Source organism: Paraburkholderia sediminicola, assembly GCF_046026675.1.
Classification (GTDB): domain Bacteria; phylum Pseudomonadota; class Gammaproteobacteria; order Burkholderiales; family Burkholderiaceae; genus Paraburkholderia; species Paraburkholderia sediminicola_F.
In genome coordinates, this window is record NZ_JAQQEY010000001.1 from 1,758,145 (window position 1) to 1,772,217 (window position 14,073).

The 14,073-nt window shown below is 57.9% G+C and carries 8 protein-coding genes; 3 read left to right on the plus strand and 5 right to left on the minus strand.

From position 1 onward, the window contains the following. Nucleotides 1–325 precede the first annotated feature (325 nt). Nucleotides 326–2,470, plus strand: coding sequence for a hypothetical protein (locus PQQ86_RS07600; RefSeq protein WP_408265613.1), 2,145 nt, complete (start codon nt 326–328; stop codon nt 2,468–2,470). Nucleotides 2,471–3,551: 1,081 nt separating this feature from the next. Further along, a complete protein-coding gene (locus tag PQQ86_RS07605) occupies nt 3,552–4,130 on the plus strand; it encodes a GNAT family N-acetyltransferase (RefSeq protein WP_408265614.1) in 579 nt (192 codons plus the stop codon). Nucleotides 4,131–4,502: 372 nt separating this feature from the next. Here PQQ86_RS07605 and PQQ86_RS07610 read toward each other — a convergent pair whose 3' ends face one another. Then, complete coding sequence (locus tag PQQ86_RS07610; protein ID WP_408265615.1) at nt 4,503–5,831, minus strand: NAD(P)/FAD-dependent oxidoreductase; 1,329 nt, start codon at nt 5,829–5,831, stop codon at nt 4,503–4,505. 603 nt (nt 5,832–6,434) lie between these two features. On the opposite strand from PQQ86_RS07610, the gene PQQ86_RS07615 reads away from it, so the two are divergent. Beyond that, nucleotides 6,435–7,592, plus strand: coding sequence for a hypothetical protein (locus tag PQQ86_RS07615; RefSeq protein WP_408265616.1), 1,158 nt, complete (start codon nt 6,435–6,437; stop codon nt 7,590–7,592). A 381-nt stretch (nt 7,593–7,973) separates the two neighbouring features. Here the strand turns inward: PQQ86_RS07615 and PQQ86_RS07620 are convergent, their stop codons facing one another. The 4 genes from PQQ86_RS07620 to PQQ86_RS07635 are packed head-to-tail and all read right to left on the minus strand — an operon-like array spanning nt 7,974 to nt 13,961. Further along, the gene (locus PQQ86_RS07620; RefSeq protein ID WP_408265617.1) at nt 7,974–8,261 is read right to left on the minus strand and encodes a PAAR domain-containing protein; all 288 of its coding nucleotides are present in this window, start codon (nt 8,259–8,261) and stop codon (nt 7,974–7,976) included. A gap of 9 nt (nt 8,262–8,270) precedes the next feature. Further along, nucleotides 8,271–9,305, minus strand: coding sequence for a T6SS immunity protein Tli4 family protein (locus tag PQQ86_RS07625; RefSeq protein WP_500862398.1), 1,035 nt, complete (start codon nt 9,303–9,305; stop codon nt 8,271–8,273). Between the two features lie 17 nt (nt 9,306–9,322). Beyond that, a complete protein-coding gene (locus PQQ86_RS07630; RefSeq protein WP_408265619.1) occupies nt 9,323–11,260 on the minus strand; it encodes an esterase/lipase family protein in 1,938 nt (645 codons plus the stop codon). 10 nt (nt 11,261–11,270) lie between these two features. Next, nucleotides 11,271–13,961: a type VI secretion system Vgr family protein gene (locus PQQ86_RS07635; protein WP_408265620.1), complete on the minus strand. Its 2,691-nt coding sequence runs from the start codon at nt 13,959–13,961 to the stop codon at nt 11,271–11,273. Nucleotides 13,962–14,073 lie beyond the last annotated feature (112 nt).

Genomic DNA, 14,073 nt, shown 5'->3' on the forward strand with positions numbered 1-14,073 from the left:
CAAGTTTACCCGGTATTGAGACTGTACGTAATTGGTGGGACGATCTTGCCTTGCTGTTTAGGTAATCGTTTTCTTTGCTGTCCCCCGTGGTCTGCGTCGGGTTGAGATGGTGCGACGTCGACGGTCATCAAGCGGGCGCAGCGGGCGGAATACGGAGGCGTTCATGTCGGCGCGAACGGATAGAAACGGCAGTGAGCGGACTTTCGTAGGGTTTTTTGACCGCCGTCGAACGGGTGCCTATTTGCAAACCCAGGAGAGCGAACAGCAGACACGCTTGTGAAATTGCTAGTTTCAGCATCGATCCACCTACAATCAGGAGACAAAAATGCGTTCATCGCGAAAATCATCCGTTGGTTTTGCGTTCAGTACACTGACGCTTCTTCTCGTCAGTGCATGCGGGGGAGGCGTGAACGATGGTCCGAAAGATCCAGTTTCTTCGCCCACAGTTTCTCTGCACGGAATTGTCTATGGAGCGACGGATACGAGCGTCCCGTCAGGAGCAGGCGTGTCCATCACCATGATGGGACAGATGAGAGCGCTCTTTGACCTCATCAAGAAGGCGCCTGATTTCACGCAAGTGGTGATGGATCTTGGCGACGGCAGCCCAGTGCACGTGCTCGATACCCATACGGGCGATAAATTCCTGCCTGGCAAACTGGCCCTCGGGCTGTCGTACATATTGATCGATATGAAGACGAAAGGGGATCCGAAATACGCGGATTACCTCGCGACGTATCAAAAAATAACGACCGCGATGATGGCGCAGACGAGCGGCTCCAGCTACGCGTATGCAAATACCTCCTGGGGCGAGTACTACTACCTCGTTGCGCTCAATAATTTCAAAGCGCACGGTATGCTCAACGAGGTCTTCAGTGACGCAATGCTGGCTACGCTGCAAAATCGCCTGACCTTCTGCGATATGTTCGGCGCGGATGCGAGCGGCACGAAGAATACGTGCCCCGCCAGTGGTGCGATCGACGTTGCATCGCTCAATACCGCGCAGAATTACTATGCCGTCTCTTACGGTATCGCAGGGCTGAGACAGAAACTCGGATGGAGCAATCTGACTTTCTTTTCCGCCACCGACCCGGCTGTGGCCTCGATGGGCGCGCGCGACGCGCTTCTGTACACACTCACGAATCACATTAGAAAAGACTCGTCCGGCGGTTTTTCCGACGAGGCCTCGAATACCCATACGACCTACTATGATCAGGCGCGCTTCGATCGATACAGCACGTTGCTCATTGGCGAAGTCGTTGAGCGAACGTTCGAAATGGGCAACGAGGCCAATCTAACGCCCGAATTGAAATCCTATCTGCGCAAGTCAGTTGATCTCATTCTTCCCCAACTCAATGCAAGCGGCCAGGGTTTCAACTATGGCAGGTCCATCGGGCCGTACGGGGACTCAGCCTTTATGGAAGTCCTGACTGCCGCAGCAAATGCTGGCGTATTGTCCGCCCAGGAAATGCAGGTAGCCTATTCGTTTATCTATAAGGCGGCTTACCGCTTTGATACTTTCTGGTACGACCCGACGCTACCCACGCCGTCGGTGAATATGTGGGTCAAAGGGCGCGGAACCGATGCGTATCGCGGCAAACCTCGAGTCATGGGAGAGAATTTCAGCCTTTTGCACCAATACATGTACGTGAATGCCTGGTGGAACAAACTCGGTTTTGGCGGCGAGGCGCCCATGTCTGATTCCGAACTGCAAGCCTGGCTGGACGCAAGACCGCATTACACGCTCACCTGGTACAACTTGCCCACCGATACGGCTCACCCGTACAGCGCAGCGCTCATTACGGTACGCGACGGCAAGCGCGTCATTAATCTCAACCTGAGCCAGGCACCTGACTACAATTCGTACACGCCCTATTACCCGACGCCGTTTTCCGACAACCTGATTTATGGCACGACGGATCTGGGCTATGCGTTGCTGATTCCGCAAGTTTCATATAACGGGAAAACCTACATTCCGGTCACATACTATAAGAACCTGAATGTTCAGGAAAACAACGGGCAGGTCGTCGTCTCTTTCGACACGACCAAATTCCGGCAGGCCGTTAAGAATGCAACCTATGCCACGGATATCGACCTGCAGGTTCACACAGTTCTGACGTTTGCTCAAGGCACACTGACGCGAACCGATACGCTGAGTTCTGGAACGCTGACCGGCAACGTCGCGGTTGAGACGGACTTCACGTCTTTTGCGGATTTCCAGAACACCACCGCGAATAGCGATGGTTTCTCGGTTAAGTACGCCAATAGTAATGCGACCAGCTATGGCACTACGGGTTTTGACAGTTGCGTCCTGTCCAATTTCGAAATGGCGGCCGGGATAACCAATCCGTTGTCGACCACTCCGATCGGGCAGTTGCATTCGAACTTCGCCTGTACGACGCGCCCCTTTGCACTCAACGCGGGAAGTAATCGTACGTTCACCTGGACACTGAAGTACGCCGGTTCGAATTGATCCTGTGAAGTGCGCCGGCCTTTTAAGGGCCGGCGTTGGCTCGCAAGGAAGTTTATGAGCTGAAAAGCTTCCTATGGTCGAACTCTCGTGATGTGCCACCGGTACGTGACAGCAGTTCGCAGAAACAAAAAACCCCGTAAGACGTTGATCTTACGGGGTTTCTCGAACTACTTCGGCTTGAGTTGGAACTAAACCGGAACAACTGTTGGTGCCCAGGAGAGGCTCCGAAGGAATCGTATAACTATCTGTTTTTATTGAAATTAGAAGCTCTATAAAAATAGGATGTACCGTTTTATGTACCACTTTGAACCGAGTGAAGGACTACGGAGCACAATGGATCTTTGATGGAACTGGATAATGCGACGGGGTGTGGCTCAACTACAACAACAGAGCTCACTGAGTGCAGGGCATTCAGCATGTTCGGGCTCTGGACGATGCTGCGCAGAGGGCGGGTTTCCAGAACTTCCGTCACGCGACCAACGTACTACGCGACGCAGTCAAGCCAGAACGCGCACGCGCCGTGCACCGTATTTTCCTCACGGCCTACTGGAAAGACCGGAAGGGCGAGGGCAGCGGTCGGGAGACGTTAACGATCGAATTGTCCAGTCCATGGGGCGACCTGATCACGCCACTCCAGTTCCGGAATCATCGCGCTGGCGAGGCTCCGTGCGGAGGGCCCTGACAATCTGCCGCGCGAGCAACTGCTCAGTTCGCAGGCAGATGCCCGGCGTGCGGTTTGCGCGGCGGCGCGAGCTCTGCATGTCATCGACGCCACAAAACTGCGCCCGTCCCGAAGCCATAGCCGTGCGTTTCCCGGGAGGCGATCGACGCATGCTGTCGGGTGCCACAGAAAGTGAAAACTGTGCCAGGTAAGTAAAAAGACCACTGCCTCAGTTAGTGCAAAAATCCGGGCGGCGGACAGTCTCGTGAGGACTCGGCCGTCCGCGACCGTCCCTGATCGACCCGAAGCAGTCTCCTGACTTTTCCCACAGCGGACATTGAATAATGCGTCGCCAGACAAACTGTTGACGAAAAAATTCTGACTGAACATACTCGCACGCCCTTTTCAACGGAGAACGACGTGACGCGTGCTCGCATCGGTGTGCTACCTCGAGAGATTTCAACGGCACGCCTGAAACTTGTGCCGGCATGTGAGCAGTTCGTGCACGAACTGCGGGAATACTCCATTGTAAATCGCGCTCATTTGCAGCCTTGGGAACCGCTCCGATCCGAGAGCTTTTTCGAGACTGAATCGGTTGCGCAACGGCTATCCGCGATGGCGCATAACAACAAGTCAGGGCATGCGGTGCATCTACTTTTAATCTCGCAGGAAACCGGAGAAATGGTCGGGGATTGCAACTTCACCAACATCGTGCGCGGGCCCTTTCAGGCATGCCATCTTGGTTTTTCGCTTGCAAAGCGGTTTGAACGGCGAGGTTTGATGCGCGAAGCATTGACGCCTGCGATTGCCTATATTTTTGACGAAATCGGACTGCACAGGGTAATGGCGAACTTTAGGCCCGAAAATGTTCGTAGCGCACAGCTATTGGAAAGGCTAGGGTTTGAGCGTGAAGGGCTGGCCCGGTCCTATCTAAGAATCAATGGAGTATGGGTCGACCATGTGCTTACATCGCTGGTCAACGAAATTGCAGAACATTGAACCGAACTTGCAGCCATCATTACCAGCTCTCGACTTACGTTTCGAAGACTTTAAGCATGGGAAGCCTTCCGTGAGTGCGGACACGAGCTATCCCCACCGGAAAAGCCCCCGAGATACATTGTCAGCGATCCACATCTTGACATCGAAGGGCCGAAGTTGGCCGAACTCTGCCCGCTGCCGAGGTGCGCCAGAGCTGTCCAGCCGCGCATCGCGCGGAGGGCCGTAACCGACCCCTTCTCCGTCATACGAGGTCAATCAAGATCTCCGGCCGCTTTTCGAATTGCATCGGCCGTTAATCAATACAGTTGAATCGTGCTGAAGTTTCAATCTCTCGAAATGGGTTGCCGCGGTAGGCCGCCCCGCGGCCTCGACTCACATCATTTCGGGACTGCTCAGTTTCGTTCCGTCGGAAAAGCGGTCCAGTCTGTAGGGTTTAATGTCGAACTGCGGCGCCTCGTCCATTACCAGCCGGCTCACGAGAACGCCTGCGCCAGGCCCTAGTCCAAAGCCGTGTCCGCTGAAGCCGGATGCGATCACGAGACCGGGTTTCGCATTAACCTTCGAGATGACGGGAACGAGGTCCGGCGTCGTGTCGATCGCGCCCGCCCATGCGTGAGCGATCCGCAGGCCCGCCAGCTCGGGAAACACGCTGGACACATTATGCAGGGCACGTTCGAGCCATTCGGTATCAGGCCGGGGATCCAGCACCCGCGTTTCTTCGAACGGCGAGATGTCTTCGTCGCGCCAGGTTGCGCTTGCCTCCGGACCATGGAAGAAGCTGGCACCGACGCGAATCTTCAGTTTTTTCTTCATCTTGCTGCGGAACATGGTGCGGAACTTCACCGCATGCCGCAGGTTTTGCGGCGCGAGTTCCACGCGCCCGTAGCCGGGAACAGCGATGGTGTAGCCGCCGTCCAACCTTCTCCTCAGCGCGAAGTTAGGCCCGGAGAAACAGCCTTCGATGACCCCCGGCGCCTCAGCGGTTCGCAACGCCGTTCCCATCACGTTGATGGAGGGCAGATCGATGCCGTGATGCCGGCAGAACAACGCGCTCCAGGCGCCTCCCGCGAGAACGACGGTGTCGGCTGCAAGCCGGCCGCGCTCCGTCCAGATGCCAGAGACACGTCCAGAACTCGTGTCGAGACTTCGTACCGCGCAGTTCTGATACACCATCGCGCCGAGCCGTTGCGCGCCGCGAGCAATCGCAGGCGCGGCTTTCGACGGCTCGGCGCGGCCATCCGTGACAGACCACAGCCCTCCAGCCCACTTCGCACGTCCGGACGGAATGCGCGCTGCCAGTTCGCGCGCACTGAGGATCTCGCTGTTAAAGCCGACTTCCCGGGCGCGAGCAAGCCACGATTCCCACTGTGCGATGTCCGATTGATGCTCCGTGCCGTACAGGATGCCCGACTTACGAAACCCGATGTCCTCGCCCAGTTCTTCGCTTAGTTCGCTCCAGCGCTTGAGGCTCTGCATCGCGAGCGGCAACTCATGGAGGTCGCGGTTCTGTTGACGCACCCAGCCCCAATTGCGCCCTGACTGCTCGCAGCCGATGACGCCCTTTTCGAGCAGAGCCACCTGGACGCCGCGTCGCGCCAGTTCATACGCGGTGCTGACGCCAATAATGCCGCCGCCTACTACCGCGACATCGCATCGCTCGGGGAAATCTTCGCTATCCGTGACTTCGTCGATCGTTAGCATGTCATAGCCGTTGATTGTCGCTTCAGAGGGTTGCTACGATTTTGGTATCTTCCACCACGTCGCCGATAGGACGATCCTGTTGTATCCAAAAGGGATACAACGATGACCCACCAAGCGCTGAGGCAAATCTTGAATTGCTATCTTGCCGACTGTTGCCGAGACCAGGTTTCTGCTTAGCCACATTCTCACAGTCTTGCTTCCTGGTTAGCTGACGCGCAAACCAAGATATGCGAACGGCGGCAAAGCCGATCATGGGCGCTCGTCGTTAAGAGGCGGATGGGGGGTTAACTACGGGCGTCCGTGCATGTTTCGATATGCTCGCAGTACCTGCTTGCCGACAGTCTCTGAATGCTTCGGAGCGTCAAAGCCATTCAAGTTCTTTCATGTCCCGCCGTAATACGATGACAAACACTTTAAGGTCAGACGCCGGAACCCCGAGTGTTGGGTTCAATGAGATCGCCTGATTCGAGGGCTGCAAAGACGGTGGACTGACGCGACCAAGGAATCGAATGGACCTTGAGAATCTCGACATCTCACCCGATGAGGCGAGGCAGCGTTTTTTTTGAGCGGGTGTCAAGCGGATCCATTGCGCTGGATGGCGTGATGTCGCCGCTGACGCGAGAGCTGGCCGGCCGTTTCGGAACGGAAAGCGTCGATATGACTTTCGGTTGGGCATGTACCCCCATGGATTGGCTCTGCCCCGCCTGCGGAAGAGGCAAGCCAGAGATCGTGCGCTTGAACACGAACGGCCATCTGATGTGTCGGCTGGTCGAGCACCACGATCACATGAAGGACCTCGTCAAGGACGAATTCGAGCGTCAATGCAAATTGCAGAAGACCATCGTTGCTGATGAGTTTGCAAAGCGCTTTGCGACACGCGCTTCGCAGATGATTTCAGCGTACGACAATGCGATCATCTGTGACGACTGCAACGCTGCCGATCCGAAGGCCAAGGGTGCGGTGGGTACCCACAGGGACTTCTCCTATTCACCTCAGGAGATCAGGCGTTTCGTGCGGCCCCGACCCAATGTTCCGCATGAGATCGATGTGGAGGAGGCTGCAGGTATCTGGCAAGTCAATGAGGAAACGTTCGCGTTGCGGCTCAAAATTGTTGAACGCATCGCTGGCATCGCCGCGACCAACACACATTGGTATCAGGAACTGCCTTATGGACAACGCGCGGAGACGGTCTACCGCCATGCCGAGTACCTGCAGGGACAATATGGTGTTCCCGGTGCGCTCTATGAGCTGACGGGCGACAAGCGGCGACCACCATCCCCGGATGTGAGCGCCTGGCGACGCGTCAAGCATAAACGTCCGCGCGTGGGGCCGCGTCCCGAAGACGTTGGCTATCTTGCGAAGGTCTCCTTCGGCCGGCATTGGGCCGCCGTGACCGAATCATGGCGATGCCCCGCCTGCCACCGGACGAAACTTGAGACAGTGCGTAAATCCAACAAGGGCGATTGGACCTTTCTGTTATCGGATCGCTCCTTCTACGCGCCCGGCGAACGGTACGGCAGCAAGCGAGCCGTGGTCTGCGGCGACTGTGGTCGATTGGCTTCCGATCTTGGAAAGGAGGCGTGTCTGGTCGCCGAAGCCGCCACAGAGAGTAACTATGCGCAGTTCCTGGCTGTTTCGGAAATATCGCTCGCTGTCCTTCCGCAACCTCATGCCAGGCATAACGTCAAGAATGACGTGGCCGACGATCTTGTGATAAACCTCGTCGAACGGATCACACTGCTTGAGCAGCAAGACGAATAGCGATACGCGTGACTATACCCAGTCTTCTTTTACTTCGACTGAGTTGAGCGGAAAGACAATCGGTACCTGTTGGCTTCGTGACTAGGGATAAAGAGGTTGTATCAAAGCTTGGAAAGCTCGTGTGGACGTCAGACGAAAGTCTGGAGGACGCGCGGTACAAGCGCATCGCGATGCCCGTCTTCGCCTGCAACGATCGGGCTGAGGAGAACAGGCGCTTGCGCGCCTCAGAACGTCAACACGTCGGAATGCATTTCAGCGACGCACAACCCGCCATGGTTGCCGCAATCGCCAGCAGCAGCATCAGACTGAATATTCGCTTCCTCATCACGTCACCCTCCTTGGTATTCGTTATCGGTTCGCTGCGTCAGCATACAGCTGCGCCTACACGTCAACGTGCGACGTCGTTTGCGACGGCACAAGACGCGGATGCGGTGTGCACAGACAGACACACAAATCATCGCTCAGTGCCGCCTGCCGGCCGTCCGGTCCTGTCGTGGAAATGCGCGCGCCCTCGCACTTGATCAACCCGACGGTCTTGCAGACCGGGCACAGGACGGGGTCAGTTTCGTAGGCCTGCTCGCGCCCGCCGAGCAGGTCGTTACCGTCGCCACCCTGCACGATGCCACCCACCGTCGTTTTGTCGCCTTTCACAATGTCGTAACGCCGCATCGTACGCTCCTACACTGCACCCGGCCGCGGCCGGAGGCTATTCAGCAGGGCATCCCATACTTGCAGCGCGCCGGCCTCATCGACCGGCGACGTTGCCTGATCAGGCGGCAGGTCGCTCCGTGAAGACGTGCCCAGTAGCAATTCAATCGAGGTATGCGGTTGTGCAAGCGTGGCAGGATTGCCCGGTGCCAGCAGATAGAAACGGTAGACCGTAATCGGACCGTCCTGAAGCGCAAACAGGACCTCTTCGGCGTCCATGCCGGCCACCACGCGCTTGCCCTTGCGCAGGATGCGATAGCTGCCAGGCATTCGATCGAGTTGTGCGCGAAGCTCGGACAGATTCTTGGTGAGTGGCTGAGCTTGATCCTGCTCGACCGCATCTCGCATCTTGATCAGGAGCAGGGCAGGTCGGCCCGGCAGCAGCGCAAACGACTGGCTGACTTCTTCCGTGTAGGTCGACGATCCGGTGACGATCCCGCCGTCGAAGCAAAAGCCCGACTCCGTCGGCACGGCCCAGTTGTCTCGCGCCTTGATTCGCCTGTAGGTGTCGCTGTAGATATTCTCGGAGTTACCGAGAGCAGACGCTCCCATGAGGCCGGCGGTATGAAAGAGTGTGTGGTCCGCAAAGAGGTAGCCATCCGTTCTGAAGGGCATCTCGACTTTCGCCACTCCTTCCTGGTAGATGAAAAACCGCGAATCGTTGACCGGCGAAAATGCCTTCTCCAGCCAGGCCTTCCCGGTTTTCTCATCCAGGTTGACGGGGTTATAGCGTTGCTTCGTACGCAACTCGTTTTCCCGGGCCTCGACTTTGGTGCGATAGGCCTCAAGTGAGACATTGTGAGATGTTTCGAGTTTGTCTCCCCTGTACGCGTAATGTTGATTCGAAATCTCGCTCGATGCGGGCCGGTCGAATACGAGGCGGCCGATGCACCACGGGCGCATTTTGGACAGCAGTGGATTGTTCATCATTGGTTCCACGGAAAGCGCAAGAGAGCAGGCGCAAAGACCTGCCAGCAGAATGAGGGGGCGAAAGAGGCGAACCATTAACATGTTCCCGGCACCTAGATGTCGTTGACAATCTGGACCACACTGTAAAGTATCGCCCAGTGCGTCCATGGGTGCGCATAACTGGTCATGTGCTGGTATCCGCCCTGCACGAACGCCATCTGAACTCCTTTGGCCGGGTCGCCAGGCACATCCGGCTTCAACCCGCGCGCCTGCGCATCGGCCGACCACGCCGGCACCGTACCGTCGCCGCGGATGATTCCTGTCTTCGTTGCCACCTGCGACCAGTCCGTCTTGGCGTTCACATCCGGCAACGTGTTCGTCTTCTGGACGGTGAACGTAACGCTCAGTTTGCGTTGCTCCAGAAACACGCGGATCTCGCCCTTGCCCGAGTCGTGCAGCAACGTTGCGGCCTGAAGTTCAGGCGCCTGCACGTCCGATGGCACATCTCCGGTCCAGATCGCGTTGCCCCACGTCAGCAGACTCTTCGTCGGGTCTCCTTTTTCGATGCCAGGCTTGCTCTTGTCGCTGGCCTCTGTCGTCGTGCTCGACTGTGGAGACCTAAAGTCGAGGCCACCCTCGCCGTAGGCTACATATGTCTTGCCATGGTAACGATTCTTCAATTGGCTCTGGTTCTTTACGACGGTCTCCATCGTCGATCGATAATAATCCGATAGGCTTGTCTGAAGCCCGCCAGCATTGAGCCGCGTCTTGACGATCCCAGCGGGATCGAGCTGTTTGTCGGGCGGCTGCAAACCGTACCACTTGGGATTCACATACAAATCGTTATACGGATCGCCGTGCTCCGGGAACTGCATGACCACCTGTCCGCCGGGCCGCGCAAAAATCCACCACGGCGCGCCATTGTGATAATCCGGCATCGGTGTCAGCTCCATCGGTCCCGGCGCGTTCGCCATTACCGCCATGAATTCATCTGCGTCGCGCCCCAGCAGACTGCCATTGATGAAACCATTCATACCGCCTTCAGGACTGCCGCCTGTCTTGAAACGCTTGGCCGCCAGCGGAGCACCGGTGGCCGGTTGACATCCATGAAATACGCCGTGCGCAAGACCTTCGAGCCCATGGTTTAACACCGCGAAGCGGGCCACCAGCCCACCCATCGAGTGCGTCAGAATAATCGCCTTGCCCGTATCGTTTTCCTTGCAGATCTCGGTGACGCCCATCAACCGTGTCGTCTTCTTTGTCTGCGGATCGGGGACATCCAGACCATTCACCACATCACGCCCCGAACGGTCATTCGACTGCAGCCAGTTGTATCCAATCGCATAGACGCGATAGCGAAACTTGGCGAATTTCTTGAATTCCGGGGAGTCCGGTGCGATCACCTGGCCTTTACCTGCTGCAGCAATGGCGCCGTAGGTCTTTGGGTCGGTGCCGAGCACCGGATGGAGTGCCCATTTCTCGCCCTCGGGGTCGGGGTTGATCCACGCGCCTTCGGGCTTGCCGAGCAGCATCGGGTTGTTCAACTGTTGCTCGAGCCAAAGCAGGACAGGTTGATAGCCGGTCCTATAGACCGAACCCCAGCCGCGGCGTCGCGCCTCCTTCTCGGTAATCGGGTCTTTCTCCCCAAGGTCGACGATCGGGCCGAGCGGCGTCACCATGACGCTCTCGGGATCGAAAAGTGTTTCGCGCGACGACGCGCTGCGAAACCATCCCGCGATGAGCGAACACAACGCGCCGAGAGATGCACCTATCGTGTCTGTATTTGGTGCGGACCATGCCGCGTCGCCACTGTCCTTGGCGGCCAGTGGCGAGCCCATCACGCCCGGTATGAAAATCACGGGAATGATGGGGCGCAGATCGTGCAAGGTCTCCTTGGCGCGAGTGTCGTTGGCCGGCGTCAAGGGCGCCTGGGCGGAAGAGTGGCCGTCCTCATCGGTCTGCGACGCGAGGCGGACGACTTCCTGTTCGGCATCATCGTCGCCGGACGTCTGGGCCTGCGTACCCGAATTGTCGGGCTGATTTTCGCTCATGGATTCTCGCTTATGCGTTGCTCGTGCCCGGCCGCAGCGCCCGGATCACCACAGTTTCGATATCGTTGCTTTTCTGCTCGACCGTATGGCCCAGCTCGTCCGTGACCCCGCTCAGGCGTGTGCCATCCCCACGCACGATCTCGTAAGGGTGGTTCTTGAGTGGGTCGCCGGTGATCCGGTCGCGCAAGAGATACTTGTCGTTAAACGCCGGCTTCTCAAGGCTATTCATATGCTCGGCCACCGAACTCGGACCCTGCCGGCTGAATGACGCCGACTTGATCGTGCGTGCGCCGCGCGTGCCGTCCTCAATTCCTTGGGGGGTAATACGGATGTATGAGCCCCCGCACTTGAGCATCAACTCGGTCTTCGCGTCGATCTCGATGCTGCCGTTATTGCTCTTGAGCGTCAGGCCGAGTTCGGAGAGTAATCGCAGCTGATCGGTGAGCGCCTGGATGTCGATCGCACCTTTCCCGGCGATCAGTTTCATACCGGCACGTTGGACGAATACGCTGATTTTTTCTGCGACGCTTGCAACCAGCGATTTGCCCACGGCCCAGTAGGTGTCCTTGCCGCTGACGAAATTCAGATGGTCGTCCGCGACCATCTGCGCCGACGCGTGCGTGGTAAAACCCATGCTCTCTGGACTCGATCCGAGCATGACGGGTTTGGCAAAGGCATTGGCGTTTCCTGTCCCACCGCCTGCCGTATTGCCGCCTTTGGCCACGCCCGCCTTGCTGTGCTGGGTCGCCTTCGCGAACTGTGAAAGCGCTTCGCGGCCAGGCTTCATATCCTCGGCCTTGGCGGTCGAACTTGCGGAGGACAACGACTCGACGAGCAGATCCGCACGCGCCAGGATCTCGCGCGGCGCGGTGGTATCGAGCGGCTGACCGTCGGCACTGATTTGATGTGTGCTGAAATACAGTCCCTCACCCGCATGGACCGCACCTGCATAGTCGGTGCGCAAGGTAAAGCCGCTGCCGGTGTACGCGCCACGCGAATTGCCGTTCTGGACGATCTGGTAGCCGAGATGGAGACCGCTCATGCCGTGGCTGCTCATGATCCGCATGCGAGGCTGCCCCGTGGAATCATCCATGACGTGCTGGTTATAGCCGCCGCCACCGCCGTACTCCCGTGACTGATAGCCAGAAAGCAGGCCGTTCGAATGCCACTGCGGTTTCGCCGCGCCGTTGTACACACGATGAAGCGCAATCGGGCGGTCGATGTCATTGCCGATGTGGCCGATCAGGAGTTCTTCGCCCGCGCGCGGCATGTGGACGCCACCATATCCATCGCCGGTATCGGACTGCGCCACGCGCACCCAGCACGATGCACGTTCGTCACCTTCATTGAGCCGGTCCCAGATGAAGAGCACCTTCACCCGGTTCAGTTCATCGGTGTAGCACTCCTGTCCCTTCGGTCCGGCCACAATCGCCGATTCCAGTTTCGCTTCGGGCTTGTGATGTTCGAACGGGCTCCGGTACGGCACCGTCGTACGCTGCGCTTCGATGGCGACCCGGTAGAACCCCGTGGAGCCGTCTACGTGGCTCGCACTGAAAATCTGACCAGAGTCGTCGGCGCGGGCCTGTGCGAGCTGATGATTCAGGCTGTGTGGGTAGTTCGCTTCGTGCCCGGCGAGCGGAAGATTGTTCTCGATGACCCACTCGACCTCGATGCTCGCGAATTCGTTCTGGTCGGCGGCGTCGTGGTCATGCTCGGGATGACCGGTCAGTGTGAAGCGCCGGCCCGCGTCCATGGCGCGCAGGCTACCCACGCCGTGAAAGCGCTTGGCCTGCGACTCCCATTCCTCCATGCGAATCTTCGACAACTGATCACCCCGGTCCTGTTCCGGGTACGTATAGCCACCGGTGTATTCGTAGACTTCGGTTTGCGCGGGCAGCGCGCCTTGATTCGCCATTGTCGGTACCGACGTACCTTTGGGACTGGAGGGCGTCGACGGGCTTTTGTAGTCGAAGGTGCGCGTCGACAGCAGCACGGATTGCAGCGTCCGCGTGCCTGACCACTGGGTGAGCGCATCGGCCTCACTGCTCACCCCGGCACGATAGAACTCGACCGTTGCAGGCGAGAGCGGTTCGAGCGTCTGGAGGCGATCGGTGATGACCAGCGTGTGCGATTTGCCGTCCGCCGCCTGCTGCCAGATGCCATACAGGCCCTCGGACTCGAGAAGCCGGTGCACGAAATTCCAGTCGGTCTCGTCCTGTCGGCAGTAGGAGCGCTTCGGCAGTGGCTTGGAGAGCGCGAAGCGGTACATCCCTTTTGCCTGCGGATGCTGGTTGAATACGTCCGAGACGATTTCGTCTGCTGCCTTGTCCTGCCAGTGTTTCTGGTCACGCCGGAACTTCAGAAAGTGCATCCACGAGGAAAATCCCAACTGGTAACTTGTGAGATTTCCGTCGGCTCCCAGCCGACGCGCTGTATGTATATAGCCATGGTGGGGCAGGTAAGACCGATCGGCCTGCTGGATCCAGAGCGTAACGGTCTGGGCGATCAGCGTTTTGAGCTGGACGTCGCCCTGAGTCGACACGCAGTCGAGCAGAAAGGAGAAGTCACGACCGATCCGCGAGCACCCGGTGACACGGTGGGGCAGCAAGACGTTATTGCCGGCCGGCGTATCCAGTTTCAGAAGGCGGTCCTGCTGCGACAGTCCACCCGTAATCGCCCCGATTATGTCCTGCGTGCCCATGCCGCCTCTCGATCTGATTATTCCTCTTTCCCGCGCGATTTTACTTCGAATGCAATCTGATAATGATCAGAAATTGAAAAGCGGAAATCGATTTAATGCGAAATGGATATTC